At 74.6% G+C, this 23,335-nt stretch carries 17 protein-coding genes and 1 pseudogene; 3 read left to right on the forward strand and 15 right to left on the reverse strand.

The window, feature by feature from the left end; all coding sequences use genetic code 11:
- Nucleotides 1-56: 56 nt before the first annotated feature.
- The 3 genes from Q7T67_RS10745 to Q7T67_RS10755 are packed head-to-tail and all read right to left on the reverse strand — an operon-like array spanning nucleotide 57 to nucleotide 3,203.
- Nucleotides 57-1,088, reverse strand: a complete 1,032-nt coding sequence (locus Q7T67_RS10745; protein WP_304788914.1) for a DUF354 domain-containing protein — start codon at nucleotides 1,086-1,088, stop codon at nucleotides 57-59.
- A gap of 31 nt (nucleotides 1,089-1,119) precedes the next feature.
- A complete protein-coding gene (locus tag Q7T67_RS10750; protein ID WP_304788916.1) occupies nucleotides 1,120-2,070 on the reverse strand; it encodes an SGNH/GDSL hydrolase family protein in 951 nt (316 codons plus the stop codon).
- 8 nt (nucleotides 2,071-2,078) lie between these two features.
- Nucleotides 2,079-3,203 carry a DegT/DnrJ/EryC1/StrS aminotransferase family protein gene (locus Q7T67_RS10755; protein ID WP_304788918.1) on the reverse strand — a complete coding sequence of 375 codons (1,125 nt, stop codon included), beginning with the start codon at nucleotides 3,201-3,203 and terminating at the stop codon, nucleotides 2,079-2,081.
- 154 nt (nucleotides 3,204-3,357) lie between these two features.
- Between Q7T67_RS10755 and Q7T67_RS10760 the strand changes: the two genes are divergently transcribed.
- The gene (locus Q7T67_RS10760; protein WP_304788920.1) at nucleotides 3,358-4,272 is read left to right on the forward strand and encodes an undecaprenyl-diphosphate phosphatase; all 915 of its coding nucleotides are present in this window, start codon (nucleotides 3,358-3,360) and stop codon (nucleotides 4,270-4,272) included.
- Nucleotides 4,273-4,314: 42 nt separating this feature from the next.
- On the opposite strand, the gene Q7T67_RS10765 is transcribed toward Q7T67_RS10760, so the two are convergent.
- A complete protein-coding gene (locus tag Q7T67_RS10765) occupies nucleotides 4,315-5,070 on the reverse strand; it encodes a class I SAM-dependent methyltransferase (protein WP_304788922.1) in 756 nt (251 codons plus the stop codon).
- Between the two features lie 198 nt (nucleotides 5,071-5,268).
- Here Q7T67_RS10765 and purM point away from each other — a divergent pair, with 198 nt between their 5' ends.
- Nucleotides 5,269-6,327 (forward strand): phosphoribosylformylglycinamidine cyclo-ligase, encoded by a 1,059-nt coding sequence (gene purM / locus Q7T67_RS10770; protein ID WP_304788924.1) that lies wholly within the window; start codon nucleotides 5,269-5,271, stop codon nucleotides 6,325-6,327.
- Between the two features lie 62 nt (nucleotides 6,328-6,389).
- Here the strand turns inward: purM and Q7T67_RS10775 are convergent, their stop codons facing one another.
- Nucleotides 6,390-6,932 carry an I78 family peptidase inhibitor gene (locus Q7T67_RS10775; RefSeq protein ID WP_304788926.1) on the reverse strand — a complete coding sequence of 181 codons (543 nt, stop codon included), beginning with the start codon at nucleotides 6,930-6,932 and terminating at the stop codon, nucleotides 6,390-6,392.
- A gap of 477 nt (nucleotides 6,933-7,409) precedes the next feature.
- Between Q7T67_RS10775 and Q7T67_RS10780 the strand changes: the two genes are divergently transcribed.
- Nucleotides 7,410-8,951 (forward strand): protein kinase, encoded by a 1,542-nt coding sequence (locus Q7T67_RS10780; protein ID WP_304788928.1) that lies wholly within the window; start codon nucleotides 7,410-7,412, stop codon nucleotides 8,949-8,951.
- A gap of 194 nt (nucleotides 8,952-9,145) precedes the next feature.
- Here Q7T67_RS10780 and Q7T67_RS10785 read toward each other — a convergent pair whose 3' ends face one another.
- The 10 genes and pseudogenes from Q7T67_RS10785 to Q7T67_RS10830 all read right to left on the reverse strand — a co-directional run.
- Nucleotides 9,146-11,857, reverse strand: coding sequence for a hypothetical protein (locus Q7T67_RS10785; protein WP_304788930.1), 2,712 nt, complete (start codon nucleotides 11,855-11,857; stop codon nucleotides 9,146-9,148).
- Complete coding sequence (locus tag Q7T67_RS10790; RefSeq protein WP_304788933.1) at nucleotides 11,854-14,073, reverse strand: hypothetical protein; 2,220 nt, start codon at nucleotides 14,071-14,073, stop codon at nucleotides 11,854-11,856. Before Q7T67_RS10790 ends, Q7T67_RS10785 begins: the two co-directional genes overlap by 4 nt.
- Nucleotides 14,074-14,394: 321 nt before the next feature.
- Complete coding sequence (locus Q7T67_RS10795) at nucleotides 14,395-15,399, reverse strand: D-alanine--D-alanine ligase family protein (RefSeq protein ID WP_370695387.1); 1,005 nt, start codon at nucleotides 15,397-15,399, stop codon at nucleotides 14,395-14,397.
- Nucleotides 15,396-17,459 (reverse strand): Stk1 family PASTA domain-containing Ser/Thr kinase, encoded by a 2,064-nt coding sequence (gene pknB / locus Q7T67_RS10800; protein ID WP_304788937.1) that lies wholly within the window; start codon nucleotides 17,457-17,459, stop codon nucleotides 15,396-15,398. The genes Q7T67_RS10795 and pknB overlap by 4 nt, the downstream gene beginning before the upstream one ends.
- 118 nt (nucleotides 17,460-17,577) lie before the next feature.
- Nucleotides 17,578-19,047, reverse strand: a complete 1,470-nt coding sequence (locus Q7T67_RS10805) for a penicillin-binding protein 2 (RefSeq protein WP_304788939.1) — start codon at nucleotides 19,045-19,047, stop codon at nucleotides 17,578-17,580.
- The gene (locus Q7T67_RS10810) at nucleotides 19,044-20,357 is read right to left on the reverse strand and encodes an FtsW/RodA/SpoVE family cell cycle protein (protein WP_304788941.1); all 1,314 of its coding nucleotides are present in this window, start codon (nucleotides 20,355-20,357) and stop codon (nucleotides 19,044-19,046) included. The genes Q7T67_RS10805 and Q7T67_RS10810 overlap by 4 nt, the downstream gene beginning before the upstream one ends.
- Nucleotides 20,354-21,646, reverse strand: a complete 1,293-nt coding sequence (locus Q7T67_RS10815; RefSeq protein WP_304788943.1) for a Stp1/IreP family PP2C-type Ser/Thr phosphatase — start codon at nucleotides 21,644-21,646, stop codon at nucleotides 20,354-20,356. The genes Q7T67_RS10810 and Q7T67_RS10815 overlap by 4 nt, the downstream gene beginning before the upstream one ends.
- A complete protein-coding gene (locus Q7T67_RS10820) occupies nucleotides 21,647-22,132 on the reverse strand; it encodes an FHA domain-containing protein (RefSeq protein ID WP_304788945.1) in 486 nt (161 codons plus the stop codon).
- Nucleotides 22,129-22,965, reverse strand: coding sequence for an FhaA domain-containing protein (locus Q7T67_RS10825; protein WP_370695388.1), 837 nt, complete (start codon nucleotides 22,963-22,965; stop codon nucleotides 22,129-22,131). The genes Q7T67_RS10820 and Q7T67_RS10825 overlap by 4 nt, the downstream gene beginning before the upstream one ends.
- Nucleotides 22,962-23,335 (reverse strand): annotated as a pseudogene (locus Q7T67_RS10830) (hypothetical protein); the annotation flags it as partial. The gene Q7T67_RS10825 and the pseudogene Q7T67_RS10830, both read right to left, overlap by 4 nt.

A 23,335-nucleotide genomic window follows, 5' to 3' on the forward strand; every position in this document is an offset into this window, starting at 1 on the left:
GCGGGCCGACCCCGACGCCCGCGGCTCGACGACCGGCCTGCGCGACCCGCCCCGCCTCAGCCGCCGGCCGCGCCCAGCAGGAGGTCCGTGAGGACCGCCGGGTCGCGCCGGATGCGGCCCGACTCCCCGTCGTCGCCCGCCGCCCGCTTGACCAGGTCGACGGTCTCCGGGTCCTCCAGGCGCTGCAGGCGGCCGTCGGCGATCAGCGCGTCGTCGACCGCTCCCGGACGGCCGTCGAACGTCGTGAAGACCGGGGTGCCCAGGGCGACGGCCTCGCGGTTCATCGTGCCGCCGGCGCTGACGACGAGGTCGGCCAGGGCGACGAGCGACGGCCCGTCGATCGGCCGCTCCGGGATGACGAAGCCGCCGGCCTCGCGCAGCTCGACCCGCTGCGCGTCGGTGCGCGGCAGCACGACGACCTGGCCCTGGGAGCGCAGGCGGTCCAGCACGACGGCGAACCGGTCGTTGTGGAAGCGGTGGTAGAGCGAGACCTCCGGGGGGGTGCGGACGACGGCCAGCGGCGCGGTCGCGTCGAGGCCCAGCTCGTCCAGCACGGACGTGTCGGGCTCGAGGTCGGCGAGGTAGTACTCCTCCTTCAGCCCCTCGTACGCGCGGATCTTGCCCGTCGCCCCGTACGGCGCCAGGCGCTCGGCGGGGATGACGTCGGGCACGACGACCGCCGCGGCCAGCCGGCAGTTGATCTGGTGCTGGACCGTCGCCCACTCGTAGTCGAACGCGGTCGCGGAGGGGATCCCCAGCAGCGCCGCGGCGACGGTCACGTCGTTGGACCCGTGGCCGAGCGCGACGTCGAACGGCCGCGACCCGTCCGGGTGCCCGCCGACGCGGCGCGCCCAGCGCAGGAGCGCCGTCGTCCGCGACGCCAGACCGCGCGCCTTGTCCGGCAGCCGCTCGCCGCGGTGCCGGCCGATCGCCGTGTGCTCGATCCCGAGCCGGTCGCACAGGCCGAGCGTCTGCGCGAAGTCCCGGGCGGTGACGTCGACCTCGTGGCCCCGCGCGCGCAGGTCCTCGATGACCGGGCGCAGCACCAGGACGTGGGGGCTGTTGGTCAGGTCGATCCAGACGCGCATCGCTGCGGCCCATGGTCGCGCATCGCGGCCGCTAGCCGGCCACCCGTGCCACCGGGGCCCGCACCACGTCGAGGAACGCGTCGGCGATCACGCCGTAGCCCTCCGCGTTGGGGTGGAAGTCGGCACCGGCGCCGCAGAGGCGCGTCAGGGCACAGGCCTTCTGCACCGCCGCGTCCGACACCGGCCCGTCGCTGTCGAACGCCCGGTCCACCCGCGCGACGACGAAGTCCTGCGCGGCGAACGTCCGGCGGATCGTCGGGTTCGCCTGCCGGCGGACGATGTCGTGGAAGGCCGTGGCGGCCTCCTTCGCGAGCGGCTGCCGGACCAGCGCGAGGGCCGGGTCGTAGTAGGTCATCGCCGCCAGCACGGTGCGCGGGCCGGCCGCGTCCTGCAGCCGCCGGGCGACCTCCTGCAGGCGCGTGCGCACCTGCGGGAGCCCGTCGGCCAGGCACGACCGGACCTTCGTCGGGTCGACGCCCGCGCAGCCGATCAGGTCGTTGGCCCCGATGTCGATCGTCACGAGCGTCGGACGGTCGCCGCGGGCGCGCAGGTACGTCTCGGCGTAGGCCAGCTGGCTGGTGGCGGCGTCGCGGTTCTCGTACGGCGGGCCCTCGGGCGCCGCGGGCCCGCACTCCCGGCCGCCGTCGAGCAGGCTGCTCACCGTCGCCCCCGAGCAGCCGATGCGGCTGAGCGTCACGGGCGTCCCGGCGTCCCGCAGGCGGGACGCCAGCTGGTCGGGGTAGCCCTCGCGGGTGGTCCCGAACGACCCGTCCTTCCGCTGGACCCCCTGGGCGAGGGAGTCGCCGAGCGCCAGGTAGGCGGTGCCGGCGGCACGGGGGTCGGGGGTCGCGAGCGCGGGGTCGCCGGCGGCCGTCGTGGTGGTGGTCGGCGGCGGCGGCGTGGCGTCGTCGCCCCCGCCGCAGCCGACGGCGGCCAGCCCGAGCGCGACGGCGGCCACCGTCGTCGCGGCGATCCCTCGCACACCGCCCCTCACGCGAGCACCTGCGCGACCGCCGTCACGACCTCGGCGACCTGCTCCTCGGTGATCGCCGCGTTGACCGGCAGCGCCAGGTGGGTGCGGGCCAGCTCGTCGGTGACCGGCAGGTCCACCGGGCCGTCGGGCTGGAACGCGGCCATCGGCACCTGGCGGTGGACCGGCGTGCGGTAGTAGCCGCGGGCCCCGATGCCGCGCTCGGTCAGGCCGGCGGCGAGCTCCTCCGCACGCTCGGACCGCACGACGTAGATGTGCCACGCGGGCGTCGCCCCGGGGGTCGCGACGGGGAGCTCCACGAGCTCGTCGAGGCCCGCGCGGTGGTAGCGGACGTGCGTGGCGGCGCGGTGGCCGGCCCAGCGGTCCAGGTGCGGCAGCTGGACCCGCAGGACGGCGGCCTGCAGCTCGTCCAGGCGGCTGTTGTAGCCGATCTCGGAGTAGTCGACCTTGTCCGCGCTGCCGTGGAAGCGCAGGGTGCGCACCCGCTCGGCGACCCCGGCGTCGGACGTCGTGATCGCCCCGCCGTCGCCGAACCCGCCGAGGTTCTTCGACGGGTAGAAGCTGAACGTCGCCACGTCGCCCAGCGCGCCCGGCCGGCGCACGCCGTGCCGGCCCGTCGGGTCGCCGTCGGCGGTCAGGGTCGAGCCGGCGGCCTGGGCGGCGTCCTCGAGCACGGGCAGGCCCGTGACGGCCCGGATCTCGTCGATCGGGGCGACGTTGCCGAACAGGTGCACCGCGACGACCGCCTTCGTCCGCGGCGTGACCGCCGCCTTCACGGTCTCGGCGGTGACGCACATCGTCTCGCGGTCGACGTCGCAGAAGACGGGCGTGGCCCCCGTCGGCGGGATCGCCTCGGCGCTGGCCCAGAACGTGAACGACGGCACGACGACCTCGTCGCCGGGCCCGACGCCCAGGGCCCGCAGCGCGATCGTGATGGCCTCGGTGCCGTTGGCCACCCCGATCGCGTGCTCCGCCCCGATCCAGTCGGCGAACTCGCGCTCGAACGCCTGGGTCTCCGGGCCGAGGATGAAGCGCCCGTCGGCCGCGACCCGCAGCAGCGCCTCGTCGAGCTCGGCGCGCAGGGGGGCCAGCGCGGTCGCGGTGTCGAACAGCGGCACGGGCATGGACCCAAGGGTACGGACGCGACCCCGCGGTCCGGGGCGGGCGGGGTCGACGCCGCGCGACTCCGGCGCCTCCTCCTCGCACGGCCGGCGCCCGCGACCCGCGGAACGTCCGCCGTGGGGCTCCGGCGCGCGGGAGGGGCGTAGCCTGCCCGCCGTGACCGCCCTGCCGACGCCGACCCCCCGCCTCAGCCCGCGCCGCAGCCTCGCGGCGGCGCTCCTGGCCGGCGCCCTGCACGGCCCGGCGGAGGCGCTGCCGGTCTCGTCCTCGGCGCACGTGGCGTTCGTCGCGCGGCTCGCGGCAGGCCGCCGGGGCCGGCGCCCGTCCGACCCCGAGGTGGCCAAGAGCGTCGAGGTCGGCGCCCACGCCGGCACCCTGCTGGGCCTGACGATCGGCCTGCGGGGCGAGGCCCGCAAGGCCACCCGCGGCGTGCTCCGCGAACCCCGCCTGGCCGCCATGACCGCCGGGCGGATCGTGGCCGCCTCGGTCCCCGCCGTGATCGGCGCCCTGACCCTCGAGCGACAGATCGAGGACCACCTGGGCGGCGACCGCACGATCGCGGCCGGGCTCGTGGCGGGCTCCGTCGCGATGGTCGTGGCGGACGCCCTGGCGCCGGGCGGGATCGTGGCGCGGCGACGGCACGGGGCCGCCGTCGCCGGCCGCCCCTGGGAGGACGGGACCGTGGTCGACGCCCTCCTGATCGGGACCGCCCAGGCCGCCGCCCTGTGGCCCGGGGTCTCCCGCAGCGGCGCGGTGCTCGTCGCCGCCCGCGCCCGCGGGTTCTCCCGCGAGGCGTCGGGCAAGATCTCCGCCGCCCTCGCCGTGCCGGCCGTCGGGGGTGCGACGGCGCTGAAGGTCGTCCGCCTCGGCACCCGCCTGCGCGACGGCACGATCGATCCGCGCCACCTGACCCCGCTCCTGGCGGTCACCACCACCGGTGCGCTGTCGGGCGTCGTCGCGGCCCCGATGGCCCGGCGCACCCTGGAGGGCCTGCCGCTCTGGCCGTTCGCCGGCTACCGGCTGCTGCTCGCGGGCGCCCTCGCCGAGGCCGACCGCCGCTGGCGCAGGTAGGGGCCGCCGGCGCTGCGGGGCACCCTCCGCCGCTCCCCGCCCCTACGCCTCGCCGGGTCGCCGCCCCGACACCGTCTGCGACACGCCCGAGACCTCGATGCGGACGTCCTCCAGGCCGTCGGCCTCGAAGCGCGACGTGAACGCGTCGGGCGCGAACGTCCGCAGGCCCGACAGCGGCTCGGTCAGCCCGGTCAGGGCCCGGAACGGCGCCGGGCCGCGGTCGCAGGTCGTCAGGATCGCGATCCGCCCGCCCGGGGCGAGGACGCGCAGCAGCTCATCGACGACGCGGAACGGGTCCTCGACGAGGTAGAGCGCCCCGAGGCAGCTGACGACGTCGCACGAGCCGTCGGCGAACGGCAGCCGGTGCGCGTCGCCGCGCACGTAGGCCACCCCGGGGTCGTACGTGTCGGCCGTCGCGCGGGCCAGCATCGTCGCGGAGTAGTCGAAGCCGACGACCAGACCGCCGTCGTAGGACGCCCGCAGCCGCCGGGTCGTGTTGCCGGGGCCACACGCCACGTCGAGCACGACGTCGCCCTCGACCGGGTGCAGCCGGTCGTGGACCAGCCGCTCCTCCGCACCCGTGGTGCGCAGCGTCCAGAGGGTGAACAGGAACGGCCGCCACGCGCGCTCGTAGATCTTCGGGACCACGGTGGAGCGCATCGCGCGCTGGGCGAGCGAGACCCGGCCGTCCTCCCCCGCGGGCCCGAGCAGGTCGAGGTACCCGTCCGTGACGCGCGGCGCCCCGACCGGCGGGTCCATCAGCGACAGGGCGCGCTCGGGGGCGCTGAGGGCGGTCATGCGGGCGGATCCTACCGGCGGTCGGACGGCTGCCCCGTCGCGCGTCCGGCGACCCGCTCGCGCTCACGATCGGGCCGACCGCGGTCGCTCCCGCGCACGGGCCGGCGGCGCCGCGCCCACCTCGGGCCGGCCTTCGGCCCGCCTCCCGCCGGTGCTCGGCGGGGGGCGGGAGTCGCATCAGTGCGAAGATCCCCCGCGATGAGCGACGCCTACGCTGCCTCCGGAGTCGACACGGACCAGTCCGACGCGGGCGTCGGCGCCCTCGTCGCGGTGCTGAAGACGATCAGGACGGGCAAGCCGTCGATCTCCGTGCTGCCGTCGGGCCACTACGCCAGCGTGCTGCGCGTCGCGCCGAACCTCGGCATCGCGATGGCCACCGACGGCGTCGGCTCCAAGCTGATCGTCGCGGAGGAGACCGGCCGCCTCGACACGGTCGGCATCGACTGCATCGCGATGAACGTCAACGACCTGATCTGCGTCGGCGCCGAGCCGATCGCGATGCTCGACTACCTGGCCGTCCAGGAGCCCGACGGCGAGCGCCTCGCCGCGATCGCCCGGGGCCTGAAGGCCGGCGCCGAGGACGCGGGCATCGAGATCCCCGGCGGCGAGCTGGCCGTCCTGCCCGAGCTGCTGAAGGGCCACCCCGACCCCAACGGCTTCGACCTCTGCGGCACGGCGATCGGCACCGTCGCGCTCGACGAGCTCGTCACGGGCGAGCGGATCCAGCCGGGCGACGCGATGATCGGGCTGCCCTCCAGCGGCATCCACTCCAACGGCTACACGCTGGCCCGCAAGGCGCTCCAGCAGGACGGCGGCCTGTCCCTGGACGACCGCCCGGAGGAGCTCGGCGGCGCCTCGATCGCCGACGCGCTGCTCGAGCCGACGGTCATCTACGTCCGCGGGGTCGTCGAGCTGCTCCAGAGCGGCGTCGAGATCCGTGGCCTGAGCCACATCACTGGCGGCGGCCTGCTGAACCTCGTGCGGCTCGGTCCCGACCGCCTGGGCTTCGACGTCACCGAGCCGCTCCCGGTCCCCCCGATCTTCGGCCTGATCCAGCGCCTGGGGAACGTCTCCGACGCCGAGATGTGGGAGGTCTTCAACCACGGCTGCGGCTTCGTCGCGATCGTGCCCGAGGACGTCGTCGACACCGCCGTCGCGATCCTCGAGAAGCACCACCACGGCACCCGCCGCATCGGCACCGTGTCGGATCAGCCCGGCCGCTGCACCGCGCCGGGCGGCGTGGTCCTGCAGGGCTGAGCCGGGGCGGGCGACGCCGGGCGGCCTCGCGATCCCGTCCGGTGCGACGGTCCCGGGCCGCCTCAGCCGATCCCGTTCAGCGCGACGATCCTGCCCTGCGTCTCCGTGACGTTCACGCGGCCGCTCGAGTAGTCCATCGTGCGGACCAGGTCCTGCCCGTCGCGGACCACGACCCGCATCGCGCAGTCGTTGCGCTGGGCCAGTGCCTCGGCCTTCGCGGTGGTGAGTCCGAGGAGCTCGCGCGCGTCGAAGTCGCCCTCCTCGCCGGGGGACCCCTTCGCCCCCTTGCCGGGGCAGCGCAGCGGCTGCGCCGGTCGCTGGACCTCGGCGATCGTCGGGGCGGACGGCTCCGGGTCCGCACCGGGCGCCTCGAGCGTCGCGGTGTCGTCCGGCGCCGGAGCCCCCGGGTCGTCCTGATCGGGGGCGGGGGTGGTGGGCACGGGGCTCGTCGTGGTCGCGGGGGGCGTGGAGGGCGGTGCCGTGGTGGCGGGCTGCGTGGTCGCGGCGCCCTCGGTCGTCGCCGGGTCGTCGCCACCGCAGCCCGCGAGGACCGGTGCGGTCGCCAGGGCGAGCACCAGCAGGGCGGCGGGGACGGGGCGGGACATGGACCGAGTGTCGCGCACGGCCGGGGCGACGGGGGACGGATCGGGGTGGTCGGCGACGCGAGGGGGACGGCGCTCCCCGGGGCCTCCCCCGCCCGTCCGCGGTACCCGATCCGGGTCTCGCCCGACCAACCGGCCCGAGAGGTGGAACGGTTCCTCCAGGCGCCACCGATCCGGGTCTCGCGCCCACCGGCCCAGCGAGACCTGGATCGTGGACCACACCGCACCCCGCTGCGCCCCTGCGCCGCGCCTCGCTGTCGCCCCCGCGCCCTGCAACGCCCCGTGCGTCGCGGCAGGTCCCGCCCGAGGGGTGCGCCGCGCCGCCCGAACCGGCAAGATCCCCGTCGTGGACCCGCTCCCGGACGCCCCGACCCGTCGCCGCGGGTCCGTCGTCCCCCGTGCGGCGCGCCGCCGATCGGGCTCGCGCGGCCGACGACCCGGCACGATCGGGCGCCGGACCCGCACAATGGGGCACTACGGGTGACCATCGACGTCGGCACACTGCTCGCGGACCGCTACCGCCTCGAGGCCCAGATCGGCTCTGGAGGGATGTCGACGGTCTACCGCGCCTTCGACACCGTGCTCGAACGCACGGTCGCGATCAAGCTCATGCACCGCAACCTGGCGGAGCACTCGGAGCAGCTGGAGCGCTTCGGCCGCGAGGCCCGGGCCGTCGCCCGCCTGAACCACCCGAACATCGTCCAGGTCATCGACGCCGGCGAGGACGAGGACACGCCGTTCATCGTCTTCGAGCACGTGAAGGGCGAGACGCTGAAGGAGCGCGTCCAGCGCGTCGGCCGCCTGCCCGTGACCGAGGCGGTCGCCTACGCGGTCGAGATCGCCCGCGCCCTCGGTGCCGCCCACGAGCGCAACATCGTCCACCGGGACGTCAAGCCGCAGAACGTCCTGATCAACGAGGAGGGTGTCGCCAAGGTCACCGACTTCGGCATCGCCCGGACCCTCGAGGAGCACGGGCTGACCGCCGACGGGCGCGTCCTGGGCACCACCGACTACGTCTCGCCCGAGCAGGCGATGGGCCACGACGTCGACGGGCAGAGCGACGTCTACTCGCTGGGCATCGTGCTCTACGAGATGCTCATCGGGGACATCCCGTTCCACGGCGAGAACCAGGTCGCCGTCGCGATGAAGCACGTGCGCGAGGAGCTGCCCGACGTCCAGCGCCTGCGCCCCTCGATCGGCACCGCCCTGGCCGCCGTCGTCGACCGCGCGACCGCCAAGTCGCTCGACGTCCGGTACACGAGCACCGACGAGCTCGTCGCCGACCTCGAGGACGTCCTGACGATCGAGGCCGGCCGGCGCGGCGAGACGACGGGCGAGGCCACCGCGGTCTTCCGCTCGCTCCCGCAGGCGCAGCAGCGCCGGGCCAACCTGCGCCTCGGCCGGCGCACCGTGGTCGGCGTCGCGCTGCTGGCGGTCGTCGCGGCGCTCGTCGTCGTGGGCTTCCTCGCCACGGGCGACAACACGCGGCGCGGCACCGGCCAGGCGCCGCGGACCCCGGTGGCGCAGGGGGAGCAGTCCATCAAGCTCGCCCAGGACGCGGCCAGCGACTACGACCCGGCGCCCGGCGACACGCGGGAGCACCCGGAGGAGACCTTCCGCGTCCTCGACGGGGACCCGAACACCTCGTGGGACACCGAGGGCTACTCCGGCGGCACGTTCGGCGCGAAGCAGGGCGTCGGCATCTACCTCGACGTCGGGGCCGGCGAGAAGACCGTCGCCGCGACGAAGCTCGACCTGACGACGTCCACCGCCGGCTGGGGCGCGACCGTCCTGGCCGCGGCCGACGGGAGCGGTCCCCCGACGACCCGCGAGGACCCGGGCTGGGTCGAGGTCGGCACGCTCGGCACCGCCACCGAGGGCGACGACGTGATCCCGCTCAGCACCGGCGGGACCCGCTACCGCTACTACCTGCTGTGGATCACGAAGCTGCCGCCGGTGACGACGGGCCGCGCGAAGGTCTCGATCAGCGCGATGAACCTGCAGCGGGCCGCCACCCGCTGACCGGTGGATGGTGTGCGGGCCCCGACCTGAGCGTCGCGGGTCCGGGCGCATCACGGGTTCGGCACGGCTCAGGCCACCCGCAGGGGTGTGCGGGCCCCGACCTGAGCGTCGCGAGTCCGGGCGCATCACGGGTCCGGCAGGGCTCAGGCCACCCGCGAGGGGTGCCCTGACGCCTCCGGACCCGCGCCGCCCGACTACCTCTTCTGGCCCCGGCAGTCCATCGTCATGCGCGCCACGCCGGTGCGCGCGCGTCCGCTGTGCCCGGAGAACCGCAGGGCGGCCCGCCGGTCGAAGCGGCAGGCGTCACGCGTCACCGCGAGGATGCCGCGCTTCCCGCCGTTGAGGGTCAGGTCGAACCGGCTGACCGGCGCATCCGGGATCCGGTCGAACTGGGCCACGAGCTGGTTCTTCCGCACCAGCGAGTTCGCCCGCAGGGTGATCTGCACCCCGTTGCCCTTCAGCGGCAGGACGAGCTTGGGCAGCGTCCGGACCTGCTTGCCGCCGGCCGTCGTCCGCACCCCCTTGACGAGGTAGACCGGGCCCGTCAGCGACAGGGGCAGGAGGGGCGACTTCACCCGCGCCGTGCCGACCTTCGACGAGGCCGGGCACTTCGGCTCGCGCGCCGAACCGGCCGCCGACTCGCAGAGGCCTCGGGCGTTGTCGGCGTCGAGCGCGAGGGTCAGCGGGAGCTGCACCTCGACGCGCCGGAGGCCCGACTGCGACGGCGGCAGCGTCATCCGGGCACGGATCCCGGCGTGTCCGCCCTTGCGCAACGTCCGCCCCTTGCCGACCATCCGCAGCGACAGCTTCGGCGACAGCGGGAGCGCCTGGCAGCCGCCGACGCGGAACCGCGTGGAGACCGCTGCGGTCGCCCCTCCGACCGACCCCAGCGTGCCGCCGATCCGCTGCGCCCCGCAGCTCGTCGGGTTGACGGTGAAGCCCGGCCGGTCGAGCACGACGTCCAGCGCTCGCAGCCGGATCGGGATGCCGGACAGGATGGTCGGCAGCGGGTCGCTGACGGCCGTCACGTGCGTGTCCTCCGAGTCGATGTGGAGCGCCTGGCGCACGACGACCGTGCCGAGGTCGAGCGGCCCGGCGATGGCCCGGACGCGGGTCGAGAGCCCGTAGGGCGCGCCCTTGTACGGCCCGGTCAGGAAGACCTCGCCCTTCAGCGGGAACGGCCGCGAGCCCGCGCCGGCCGTGACGGTCGCCGCGCCGACCCGCGTCCGGGCCTCGCACGTCCCGGCGGCCGCCTGCGCCTCACCGCACAGCGGCACCCCGCTGATCTTGGCGAGGAGTCCGGGGGGCAGCTGGAAGGTCAGCCCCTGGAGGTGGGCCTGGCCGTCCGGCCGCGTGACCGAGATGCTCAGCGGCGAGAACCGCCCGGCGGTCGGCGACGCGGTGCCCGCCAGGAACGACGGCGCGAAGGCGCCGAGACCCGGCGTGCAGGTGATCGCGAACCCGTTCGTCAGCGCCTTCGTCGGCGCACCGGACCAGGGGGTCGCATCCGCCTGCACGTTCTGCGGCCCGCAGACGGCCGGGGTCGTCAGCGGCGCTCGCTCTCCGCCGTCGAGCGACACGCGCAGCGTGCTGAACGGCAGCTCGGGCGTGTCGGAGAACGTCACCCGCAGTCGCCCGGACGCGGGGTCCGCGTCGATCCGGCCGGCGAGCTTGATCCGCACGCCCAAGCCCTCGGCGACGAGATACATGGCCAGCGTCGTCCCGAACGGGTTGTCGTTCTGCGACGCCAGGTAGGCGCGTCCCCGCAGGGGCTCCTCCAGCAGCGGGGTGTCGATGCCGACGGAGCCCAGCGCCGAGGCGTCGGGGCACGAGGCGGCCGCGTCGCTCGTGAGAGCGATCTGCGACGGGCTGCACGCCGTCAGCCCGTCCGCGGCGGACGGGTTCACGTTCATCCCCTCGGGCAGCAGGATCGACAGGTCCTTCAGGTGCGCGCTCGAGCGCACCTGCGGGCTGTCGGACTGCGGCACGGACACCGTCACGTCGAGCCCGGTGGGGCTGTCCGGGGCGGCCGTCGTCGGCTGGACGCGGACGGTCGGCTCGAACGGCAGACCGCCGCAGTCCGTCATCGTCAGCGGTGCGCCGCCGATGCGCTGGTTCGATGCGACCACGGGCGAGGAGAACGCGGGACTGGGCCACGAGCTCGCCCGTGCGCTGAACGCCAACGGGGCGCCGGTGCAGCGTCCCGGGTTCGAGGTCAAGGGCTTCACCGGGATGTTCGCCGGTCCCGTCACGGGCTCGTTGTCCTCCGTCAGCGAGTTGCGGTCCGCGTCGTGCACCGCGTCGGCGGGCACGCCCCACAGGACGATCCGCGTGCTCGTCAGCGGCAGCGCCTGGGAGATGCCGCGGACCCGGGCCGAGAGCCCGTAGTCCCCGCTGCTCCGGACGGCACCGTCGATGCGGATCGTCGTCTTGACCACGTTGAACCCGAATTGCGCCGGGACGCCCGGGGGCGGGACCATGTTGTAGATCGGGAAGGCCTGCTCGAAGCCCGAGAGCCCGACGTACGCGGTCCCGATCTGGCTGGCGAGGGGACACTTGGCGGAGTAGTCGAGCGACAGCTGCTGTCCGGTGCACCGGGGCACCGCGGTGGGGTTGAAGATCAGCCCGCGCGGCAGGTCGACGTCGATGTCCTTGACGCTCTCGGTCGGGGTCTGGGTGCCGTTGGCGTCCTCGGTGACCGGGAACTGCAGGTCGACCGTCACGTCCGGGTGGGCACCCGCCCGCAGCTCGGGGGCGTCGGGCGTGGGGTTCGAGACGCTGCCCGGGCTGGTCAGGCCGATGCCGGCGCCCCGGAGCTCGAAGGCCTGCGACGGAGCGGCGAGCGCCAGGGAGCCGCCGGCGGCGGCGAGGATCGTGGCCGCACAGGCCACCACGGAGCGCCTCATCGGGCACCGCCCTTCGTGCTGGTGGCCTTGCGACCGGTGGTCAGGGTGAACGTCCGCTGGTACTCGGTCGCGGCGGCGGGATAGGCGACGGTCAGCTTCAGGGCGAGGCGGCCCTTCCGGCGCAGCACCTTGCGCGCGGACGCGGACAGCCGCAGCGTGAGCTGCACCGTGCCCGCCCGCTTCGCCGTGACCGAGGCCTTCGCGGCCGTCCGCGTCTTCCGGTCGGGGAACCGTCCCCGAAGGGTCGCGCGGAGCGCCCCGGGGGCGGTGACGGTGACCCGCAGGACGAGCCGGCCGCGCCGCCCGGCGGTCCGCAGGGCGCTCGCGCTCGGCCGGGTGACGGACAGGCGCGGTGAGGCGCCCTTCACCGGCTCCTCGAACGTCGCGCTGCCGGGCTCCGGCCTCGCGGGCGCGTCGCCCGGGGCCGACCGGCACGCCTCGCCGGTGCAGGCACCGGCCGTGCTCGCGGGCGAGGTGCGTTGCGAGGGGATCCCGCCACCGACGCGGGCCGTGTACAGGTCGGCGAGCGCGTCGACGTCCTGCGCGACGAGCCGGTCGGCGGTCACGAGGAACACGTCCCGGCCGTTCTCCGAGACGTCGCCGAAGCTCGCCGGCTCTCCGCTCGAGCCCGAGCTGATGAGTGACGCTCCGCGTCCGGGCGCCCACTCGTAGACGTCGCCGACGTCGTTGGTGTCGTCCGGGTCCAGGCGGTTCGGGGTGTCGAAGTAGACGCGCCCGTCGTCGAGGACCGCCCGGTTGTCGCGTCCGTCGAAGGCGGTCGCCGGTCGGCCGAAGGAGGCGGCGGCTGCGCGCAGCGGGGTTCCGGCCGGGCCGCAGGACACGCAGCGCACGGGCACGTCGGGGGTGGCCACGTCGTAGGTGAACACGTTGCCGCACAGGCCGGGGGCGATCGCCGCCTCCCGGCACGCCGGATCGGGGCTGACTGCCCCCGCGATGGCGTTGTAGGCCTGGAAGGCGACGCGGCTGCCGCTCGGGCTGAACCGGTACGCGGTGGCCGACCCGCCCTCTCCGGGGAACGCGGTGACGAAGCGGAGCGTGTCGGTGGAGGTGTCGAGCACGTACAGGCGGTCGCCCGCGCCCGTGCCGGCGTCCGCGGTCAGCGGGCGGACCGCCGTGAACCACACGTAGCGGCCGTCCTTCGAGACGCCCTGGAGGGTGAGCGCCAAGGGCGACCCGTCCGCGGTGAACGGCGCGGTGAGGTCCTCCAGGCGGTCGCCGTCGGCGGTCCACCGGTAGATCGCTCCCGGGACCGCGCCGCCCGGGCCGGTGACCGACTCGTCGGTCAACGGTCCGTTGGCCACGAAGGTCACCGTGCGCCCGTCGTCCGAGGCGCGGAGCGTGCTGACGATGGATGAGGTGCCGGGGGCGTCCCCGGTGCGGTGCGACCGCGAGATCAGCGTCGTCCCGGCACCCGCGACGTGCTGGTAGAGCGGGGCCGAGAAGGACGAGCGGAAGAGGACCCGCGATCCGTCGGCGGACACCCGGCGATCCGCGCGGGACGGCGTGTTCCCGTCGTAGGGCAGGTCGGACGTCGATCCGTCGGGGAGCCGGCTCGCGAGCTCCAGCGTTCCGTCGCGCCAGAGGTAGAGCGACCGCGTGCCGTCGTCCGGTGCGTCGCCCGTCAGCGGCGCCGTGCTCATGAACGCGACCGACGACAGGTCGTCGGAGCCGCCGAGGTAGTTGCCCTGGCCGCCGAAGCCCGTCAGGTCCTCGTACAGCCTGGTGCCGGGAGCCGCGGCCACGAGGCGGTACGCGCCGCCGGGACGCAGGTCGCGGACGTAGACGTTGCTACCGCCGGCGATGGCGCCGGGCGCCAGGGCCAGCGACGTGGCGACCACGGCCTTCGTCCCGTCCTCCGAGAGCCCCAGCGTCGCCTTGACGAGCAGGCCGGTCGGGGTCAGCGGCGGGTCGGTCCCGCGGGTCGTCCAGTCCGCGCCTCGGGACGAGAGGAACGCGGTGTCGTAGAGCACCGACTCCGCGCCGGCGAAGGCCCCGGCGGCGTTGAAGTACACGCGGTCGCCGCCGTCGACGGCGGCGACCGTGCCGGAGTTCACGACGTCGACCCCGTCCTTGGCCGTCGGGGAGACCTGCTCCCACGCCCGGCAGTCCGGCAACCGCGCCTCGGCTCCTGATCGGACGACGGGGTTCGTGCACCCGTCGGCCGACGCCGCCGATGGTGCGACGGCGACGGCCACGACCGCCAACGCCAACGCCGATGGACAGGCTCCTCTGAAGGACCTCATCTGCTGCTCCTGGGACTGCGTAGGGGACACCACGGGCGCGCACAGCGCACGCTTGTGCACCGAACGTACTCTGTGCCCGGGCGCACAGTCAAGTCGCGATGGACGTCGGTGGACGCACCCTCGCTGCTGGCGCGCCCCCGCTCGGAGATCGTCTGGCCCGCCACCTCCGGCCGACGGCCCACCGGCCCTGCACCGCCGGTACGCGACGTCGGGGCACCGGCCGTGAGGGCCGGGCGACCGGGCCCCAGGCGAGCCGCGCCCTGCCCGGGGTCCCTAGAACTCCTGCGTGCGCTCGCGCTCGTGGCGCTCGAGCGCCAGCGCGACCAGGCGGGAGACGAGGTCGGGGTAGGCCACGCCCGACGACTCCCAGAGCTTGCCGTAGGCCGAGGTCGCGGTGAAGCCGGGGAGCGTGTTCAGCTCGTTCAGCAGCACCTCCTCGCCGTCGACGAAGAAATCCGCGCGCGCCAGGCCGTCGCAGCAGGCGAGCGTGAACGCCCGCGCGGCGAGCTCCTGCACCCGCGCCCTCGCGGTGGGGCTGATCGGTGCGGGGATCCGCAGCTCCATCCCGCCCGGCGTGTACTTCGCCTCGTAGTCGTACCAGGCGTCCGGATCGGTGCTCGTGAGGACGATCTGCCCGATCTCGGAGACCGTCGGCGCGTCCCCGGAGCCCAGGACCGCGGTCTCGGCCTCGACGCCCGTGGCGGACGCCTCGACGATCACGCGCGCGTCGTGGCGCAGCGCGTCCTCGATCGCCGGGGCGATCTCCTCGGGCGTGCGGGCCGGCGCGATGCCGACGGACGAGCCCAGCCGCGAGGGCTTGACCCAGACCGGCAGGCCGAGCGCCTGGACCCGGGCGAGGACCGCGTCGCGGTCGGCGGCCCAGTCCCGCGCGTGGACGGGCTCGTAGGCGACCTGGGGCACGCCCGCGGCGACCATCAGGTCCTTGAAGACGAGCTTGTCCATGCAGACGGCCGAGCCGAGGACCGGCGAGCCGACGTACGGGACGTCCAGCAGGTCGAGGAGGCCCTGGACGGTGCCGTCCTCGCCGAACGGCCCGTGCAGGACGGGGAAGACGACGTCGCAGTCGAGCAGCCCGCCACCGGGGGTCAGCGCGACGGGCGCGCCGTCGCGGGTGGCCCATCCGCCGTCGCGCGCGAGGTCGACCTCGACGACCTCGTGCCCCGCGGCCCGCAGGCCGGCGGCGACCGCGGCGGCGGAGCGCAGCGAGACGTCGTGCTCGGACGAGCGCCCGCCGCCGAGGACGGCCACGCGGCTCACGTTCCCGCCCCCGCCCGGACGCCCTGGTCCCTCGACGCGGTGCTCGTCGACCCCGCACCGGCCGCGCCGGTGGTGCCGTCGCCGGGGGTGCTGCCCTCGTTGTCGGGGTCGGGGTCGGGCGCGGCCTCGAAGACCCCGATGGTCACCGTCACGGTCGAGCCGCGGGCGACCCGGCCCCCGTTGGGCTGCTGGTCGATCACGTCGCCGTTCTCCGACTGGGTGGTGGTGGTCTGGGTCCGGACCTGCGGCCGCAGTCCGAGCCGGCGCAACGCCGCGGTCGCCGCGGCCTGCGTCCGGCCCTCGAGGTTGGGCACCGTGACGTCGGTCGAGGTCTCGCCCCCGCCGCCGCCGGAGTCCGCGTTCGGGGTCGCGAGCGTCACCGCCACGTTGGACCCCTTGTCGACCTCGGAGCGCGACCCGGGCTGCTGGGCGATGACGGTGCCCTCGTCCTCGTCGCTCTCCTGCTCGGTGAACGTCGCGGTCAACCCGACCGCCTTCAGTGCGGCCTCGGCCCGGGACCGCGTCATGCCGTCGAGGTTGGGGACCGTCACCTGCTCCGGCGCGGTGGTCGTGGTGGTGGTGCCGGTCGTCGGGCCCTGCGAGACCTGGATCACGATCCGGTCGCCCGTCCGCGCCGTGGTGTTCGCCGCCGGCGCGGTGCCGATCACCCGGTCCACGGCGATCGTCTCGCTCGCGATCCGCGAGTCCTGGAACTCCGTGAACCCGGCCTCGCGCAGCTTCTGTCTGGCGTCCGACAGCGACAGGCCCTCGACGGACGGCACCGTGGCGCTGCGCGGCCCGCTCGAGACCACCAGCCGCACCTCGGTGCCCCGCCGGACCTTGCGCCCGTCGCCGGGCGACTGCTCGATCACCTCGCCGCGGTCGACGGTCGAGCTGGCGCGGTCCTGGTCGCGGGTGACGTCGAAGCCCTGGCCCTCGAGCTTCTGGCGGGCCGCCTCGTACGTGTCGTTGCGGACGTCGGGGACCGTCTCCATGCGGCCGAAGGCGAGGTAGCCGACGAGCGCGAGGACCACGAGGGCGGCGAGGCCGCCGACGATCGCGATGGTCCACCGCCGGCGACGGCGGGCCTCGGCGTTCTCGCGGGCGTCCTCCGGGGAGACCCCGGCGGGCACGGCCATCCCGGCGGCCGGCTGCAGCCAGCCGCCGGTCGGCTGCTGGGCGATCGCCGCGGCGGCCGCGAGCTGCGGCTGTGCGGGCACCGGCGCGCCGGAGACGATGCGGTGCCGGACGCCCTGCAGCGCCGCGATGAACTCCTCGGCGTCCTCGAACCGGTCCTCCGGCTGCTTCGACATCGACCGCAGGACGACGTACTCGAGGTCGCCGGGCACCTCGGGGTTGACGATCGAGAGCGCCGGCGGGTCCTCGTTGACGTGCTTCAGCGCGATCGCGACGGGCTGGTCGCCGTCGAACGGCATCCGGCCCGTGAGCATCTCGAAGAGGACGACGCCGACGGAGTAGAGGTCGGCCGAGGTCGTGATCGGCTGCCCGGAGGCCTGCTCGGGCGAGAGGTAGTGCGCGGTGCCGACGATCATGCCGGTCTGCGTCATCTGCAGGTCGTCGACGGCGCGGGCGATGCCGAAGTCGGCGACCTTCAGGTCGCCGTCGGGGCCGACGAGGACGTTCTGCGGCTTGATGTCGCGGTGGACGAGGCCGCGCTTGTGGGCGTAGCGCAGCGCGTCGAGGACCTGCGAGATCTGGTCGATCGTCTTGACGGGGTCCAGCGGCGCCTGGTCGCGGATGACGTCCTTGAGCGTCACCCCGTCGACGAGCTCCATCGCCATGTACGGGATGCCGTCCCAGTCGCCGCGGTCGAAGACCTGGACGATGTGGGGGTGCTGCAGCCCCGCCGCGGACTGGCTCTCGCGACGGAACCGCGCGACGACGTCGGGGTCCTCGGCCAGCTGCTCGTGCAGGACCTTCAGGGCGACGTGACGCCCGAGCTGCAGGTCCTCGCAGCCGTAGACCTCGGCCATCCCGCCCGTGCCGAGCCGGCGCTCCACGAGGTAGCGCCCGTCGATGGTCTGTCCGACCCTGTTCATCGTCCTGCTCCGACCGGGGTGGTGGGGTCCAGCGTCATCGTCCTGCTCCGGCGTCCAGGGCGGCGGGAGGCGCGCGGGCCCGGAGTCTCCGTCGTCCAGGAGCCCGATCGCACGGCACTCATCGGCCTGCTCCAGCGTCGAGGGCGGCCTGGATGACGTTCCTGGCGATCGGGGCGGCGACCTGCCCGCCCTGTCCCGGGGACTTCTCCACGATCACGGCCACGGCCACCTTCGGGTCCTGGACCGGCGCGAAGCCGATGAACCAGAGGTTGTTGATGCCGGCGGTGACGTTGCCGAGCTCCGCGGTGCCGGTCTTGCCGCCGACCTGGACGCCCGTGCCGAGGTTCGCGGCCGCGCCGGTGCCCTCGTCGACGACGTTGGCCATCATGCTGCGCAGCGACGCGGCGGTCGACGCCTTCATCGACTGCTTGTAGAGCTCGGGCTCGACGTCGACCTGCACGCGCCCGTCGGGGTCGACGACGCGGTCGACGAGGTGCGGCTTCATCAGCCGCCCGCCGTTGGCCACCGCGGAGACGACCATCGCCATCTGCAGCGGCGTGGCGCCGAGCTTGTCCTGCCCGATGCCGGTGCGTGCGAGGTCGACGAAGCGGCTGTTGGCGGGGATCAGCCTGCCGTTCCGGAAGATGCCCGAGGGCCGCATCTGGCTCTCGGGGTAGTCCAGCGGCGGCTCCTCGCCGAAGCCGAACTTCTCCATCGCCGTCTGCAGCCGCCGGCCGCCGAGGTCGACGGCGATGTTGCCGAACGCCCCGTTGACGGACTGCACGAGCGCCTGCCGGACGGTGACGGGACCGGGGTCCTCGCCGCCGAAGTTGCCCAGCGGCACGCTCGAGAAGGTCTGGTTGTTGGACCCGTCGACGATCGTGTCGGGCGTGTACCTGCCGCTGTCCAGCGCCGCGGCGGTCGTGACGACCTTGAAGGTCGAGCCCGGCACGTAGTCGGCCTGCGTGGCGCGGTTGAGCTCCCACGCGTCGCGGTCCTTGAGCTCCTTCCGGTACGACTCGCCGTCGGCGATCAGCCGGTCGGGGTCGTAGCTGGGCACCGTGACCATCGCGAGGACCTTGCCGGTCTTCGGCTCGAGCGCGACGACGGAGCCGGCCTTGCCGTCGAGGCCCTGGATCGCGGCCCGCATGACCGACGGCTGCAGGGTCGTGCGCACGTCGTCGCCGCGCTGGTCGCCGCTGATGAACCGGTCGACCGCCGTGGCGGCCTTCGTGGCCTTGCCGGACAGGTACTCGTTCTGCGAGCGCTCGAGTCCGGCCTGCTGGCCGAGGGACGTGTCGCTGTAGCCGACGGTCGCGGCGTACGGGGTGCCCTGTGGGTAGACCCGCTGGTACACGGCGTCGCCGGTGTCGCGCGACTGGATCTTGCGGCTGCGGGCCAGCGTCGTGCCGTCCGCGGCGGTGATCCGGCCGCGGGGGATCCGGGACGCGCGGATGACGTCGCGGCGGTTCAGCGAGTCCGCGCGCAGGTCGCCGTCCTCGAAGACGGTCCAGCGCGACGTGAAGACGACGAGGACGCCGAACAGCAGGACGAAGAGGACGAAGAGGTTGCGGATCGAGCTGTTCACGCGGGCCGCCTCGCGTCCTCGGACAGGCGCATCAGCAGGGCGAGGAGGACGAAGTTGGCCATGATCGACGAGCCACCGTAGGAGATGAACGGCAACGTCACGCCGGTCAGCGGGATGACCTTCGTCACGCCGCCGACGATCACGAACACCTGGAGCGCGAAGACCGACGTCAGGCCGGTCGCCAGCAGCTTCGAGAACGGGTCGCGGGCCAGGGTCGCGATGCGGAAGCCGCGGTTGATGATCAGGAGGTACGCCAGCAGGATCGCCGCGGCGCCGAGCAGCCCGGTCTCGTTGGCGATCAGCGAGTAGATCAGGTCGTTCTTCGCGGCCGGCAGCAGCGCGGTGCCGATCGCGCCGTCCTGGTTGACCAGGCCGAGCTCCGCCTGGCCGAAGCCGCGGCCGAACAGCCCGCCGTCGGCCTGGGCGAAGAGCGACTGGGCCAGCTGCTCCGACCCGCCGACCTGGTTGAACAGCGCGGGCTCGAACGGGTCCCGCCAGGCCGCGACGCGGTCCTGCACGTGGCCGACGCGACCGCCGACGAAGAAGGCGCCCAGCGCGAACGCGCCGAGCCCGATGACCGGGAACCGCTTCTTGCCCGTCGCCACGTAGAGCAGCGCCAGGAACGCGCCGAAGAACATGACCGACGAGCCGAGGTCGCGGATGAAGATCAGGAGCATCATCGCGACGCCCCAGATCGCCAGGAGCGGTCCGAAGTGCCGGAGCGGCGGGAACGACATGCCGAGGAACCGGCGGCCGCCGTGGATCAGCACCTGACGCGTGTCGCGGAGGTAGCTGGCCAGGAAGATGACGATGCCGATCTTGGCGAACTCCGCCGCCTGGAACGACAGGGGCCCGACGTTGATCGACAGGTACGCGCCGTTGGAGGCGCCGCCGATGATGGGCAGCCGCGGCAGGATCAGCAGCAGGATCGACCCGAAGGCGATCGTGTACCGGTAGCGCTCCAGCAGGTGCAGGTCGCGCAGCATGACCATCGTCACCGCGAACAGGCCGAGGCCGACGACGAACCACTGCGCCTGCAGCCGGGCGAAGCTCTCGTCGATCCGGTACAGCTCGACGAGCCCGAAGCACGCCAGCACCGCGACGAGCGGGAACAGGTACGGGTCCGCGTTCGGGGCGGTGAAGCGGACGACGAGGTGCCCGACCAGGCAGAGGCCGAGGAAGACGGCCCCGTAGGTCAGGGAGGCGTCGGAGAGGAAGGCGTCGCGCTTGAGGAAGATCGCCGCGAAGCCGGCGGTCACCAGCAGCGCGGAGGGCAACAGCGCGAGAGCCTCGCGGTTGCGGGCGCTCACGGCGTGACGACCTCGCCGCGCTCCAGGGCCGAGACCAGGCTGTTGGCGTCCTCGAGCGAGCGCGTCTGGTGGTCGAACAGCTTGGGGCGCAGCGCGGAGGGGACCTCGTCGACCGGCACGGACGACGGGTAGTTCGACGAGTACAGGCGGACGCCGAAGGGCAGCTCGTACGGCAGGCCGCGGTAGACGGTGACCAGCCCGCGGTTGGTGCCGATGAAGTACACGGTCTGCGAGGCGAAGTAGCCGCCGATGAGCACGCAGAAGACGAGGAACAGCACGATGAACGGCCCGGCCCGCAGGCCCCGCCGCCTCCGCTTGCCCGCCGGCCGCGGCTGTCGCGGGCCACTCGCCGAGATCAGGTTGCGCGAACCGTCCTCGTCGCCGTGGGCCTCGCGGTCCAGGTCGCCCGGCGTCACCGCGGGCATGACCGCGGTCGCCTGCTCGGACTGACCGTCCGCGTCGGGCCCCGGGTGGGTCTCCGTGGTCTGCTCGCCCACGGGGGAGCCGACGGCGCCGAACGTCCCCGTCCGGCCGACCTCGTCGTTCTCCACCCGGAAGAGCAGGACGGTGATGTTGTCGCGTCCGCCGGCCTCGTTGGCGGCGTCGACCAGCGCGTCGACGCGCTTGTGCAGCGGCACGCGCTCGCCACGCTCGCCGGTCGGCGGGTCGCCCGCCAGCAGGTCGGAGATCCGCTGGTCCGACAGCATCGCCGTCAGGCCGTCGGAGCAGACCATGAAGAGGTCGCCGTCCTCGACACGGAGGACCTCGGAGTCGACCGCGACCTCGGACTCGGGGCCCAGCGCGCGGGTGATGATCGAGCGCTGCGGGTGCTCCGCGGCCTCCTCCGGCGTCAGGCGGCCCTGGCGGACGAGCTCCTCGACCAGCGAGTGGTCGCGCGTCAGGCGCTCGAGGACCCCGTCGCGCACGCGGTACAGGCGGCTGTCGCCGACGTGGACGACGACCAGGCGGCGCTCGTCGACGTACGCGGCGGTGAGCGTGGTGCCCATGCCGGCGTTGCGGCTGTCGCTCTGTGCACGCTCGTGGATCCGGTGGTTCGCCTCGACGACCTGGTCGCGCAGGCGCTCCGCGACGGTCCCGTCGGTCCCCGCACCGCCCAGGCCCTCGTGCAGCACCTCCACGGCCATCCGCGAGGCGACCTCGCCGGCCTGGGCACCGCCCATCCCGTCCGCGACCGCGAACAGGGGCGACCGCGCGACGAAGGAGTCTTCGTTGGCGGGGCGCTGGCGGCCGGTGTCGGTCCGCTGGGCGTATTCGATGACGCGGAGCACTCAGTCGTCCAGGTAGGTGAACTCGGTGTCGCCGATGCGGATGCGGTCGCCCAGCTGCAGCGGCTGCGCGCCGACGAGCGGCTCCTCGTTGAGGAACGTCCCGTTCGTCGAATCAAGATCCTCCACGATCACCACCCCTGCCTGTCGCACCAGTCGCGTGTGCTTGCCGGACGCGTACGGATCCTCGATCTGGATCTCGACCTGACTGCCGCGGCCGATGATCGCACCGGTCCCGACGTCGTACTCGTCGCCGGGATGGTGACCGATCGCGCGCTCGACGCGCAGCCGGGGCTCACCGGCCCCGCCGCCGGACAGGCCCTCGCCGGACGCGACGCCGGGGGCGACGGCCCCGACGGTGCCGCGCCCGAGATCGACGATGCTCGAGCGGGCGATCCACGCGAGGAAGAGGTAGAGCACCCCGACGATCGCGAACTTCAGCGCGACCGAGACGGGTTCGACGAGGTCGGCCAGCGGTGGCTGGATCACGCGGCGTCCTCGACCTTCAGGGACACCGTGCCGAGGTCGAGGCGGTCGCCGCCGCGGACGACCGCGGCGTCGTCGGGGCCGCCGATCATCCGGCCGTTGAGCCGCACGCCGTTGGTCGACCCGAGGTCGAAGACGACCCAGTCGCCGCCGCGCGGACGGAGCTCCATGTGCTGCCGGGAGACCTCGGCGCTGGCGATGACGACGTCGCACTCGCGGCTGCGCCCGACGGTCCCGCCGGCGGGCGGCAGGGGCTCGCGACGCCCGTCCATCACGAGGACCAGGCCGCTCGCCGTCGGTCGCGAGCCCTCGCGCGGGCGCGCGCGGGGCGGCGCCTCGGCGACGGGCTCCCGGCGTCGCGGGACGGGCGGTGCGTCCTCGACGGGCCGGCGGCCCTCGCGGGCCTGGGCGCGGCCGCGGTCGCGGTCGGGCTCCTGGGCGCGGTCGGACGGCCCCTCGACGTGCGTGGCCTTGACGCCGTAGCGGCTCGTCGGCAGCTCGGGACCCAGGTGGAAGACGACCTCGGGGGCGTGGGCGAGCGCGAAGCGCTGCTCGCGGGCGTGGATCACGAGGCTCGCGGCGAGCTCGTCGCCGAGCATCGCCGAGCCCTCCGCGATCCGCCGGTGGTCGGCGGGGGAGAGGTACACGTCGTAGTGGTGGGCGACCCACGTGCGGTCGAGGCCCTGGCGGCGCGTGGCCTCCATCTCCCGGGCCAGCCCACGGGCCAGCTCAGCGGGGGTGACCTCGCTTCGGAACATCCGGCCGAAGGTTCCCTCGACCAGACCGGCTAGCTTGCTCTCGATGTCTCGCAGCACTGGGGGGCCCACCTGGGTCACCGGATGCTACGGGGTGCACGCGCGAGACCGGGACACCCTCCCAGGGCCACCGCGAGGCCCCCGGCGACCAGGGGCCCGAGGAGCACCGCGGCGCCTCCGGCGACCGCGCCCACGACGGGGCCCACGAGCACCGCGCCGCCCGCGACGGCCACGGCGACGAGGACCAGACCGGCGGCCAGGCGCCGGGAGCCGACGCTCGCCGCCCCGGGCGCTCCGGACGAGCAGAGCGCGGCCACGGCGGAGGCCACGAGCGCCAGGCAGACGGCGGCGCCCAGGGCCGGTCCGGCGAGCGCGGCGAGGGCGGCGGCGACCGGCACGGCACGACCCAGGGGCGTGCGGGGGTCGATGCGGGGCTGCGGGACGTCGACGG

It is taken from the genome of Patulibacter sp. (assembly GCF_030655195.1).
Taxonomy (GTDB): domain Bacteria; phylum Actinomycetota; class Thermoleophilia; order Solirubrobacterales; family Solirubrobacteraceae; genus Patulibacter.

Coding starts and splice junctions, on each gene's coding strand:
- Q7T67_RS10745 (WP_304788914.1), bottom strand. CDS start 1,088: ATGCGCGTCTGGATCGACCTGACCAACAGCCCCCACGTCCTGGTGCTG.
- Q7T67_RS10755 (WP_304788918.1), bottom strand. CDS start 3,203: ATGCCCGTGCCGCTGTTCGACACCGCGACCGCGCTGGCCCCCCTGCGC.
- Q7T67_RS10785 (WP_304788930.1), bottom strand. CDS start 11,857: ATGAGGCGCTCCGTGGTGGCCTGTGCGGCCACGATCCTCGCCGCCGCC.
- pknB (WP_304788937.1), bottom strand. CDS start 17,459: ATGAACAGGGTCGGACAGACCATCGACGGGCGCTACCTCGTGGAGCGC.
- Q7T67_RS10765 (WP_304788922.1), bottom strand. CDS start 5,070: ATGACCGCCCTCAGCGCCCCCGAGCGCGCCCTGTCGCTGATGGACCCG.
- purM (WP_304788924.1), top strand. CDS start 5,269: ATGAGCGACGCCTACGCTGCCTCCGGAGTCGACACGGACCAGTCCGAC.
- Q7T67_RS10775 (WP_304788926.1), bottom strand. CDS start 6,932: ATGTCCCGCCCCGTCCCCGCCGCCCTGCTGGTGCTCGCCCTGGCGACC.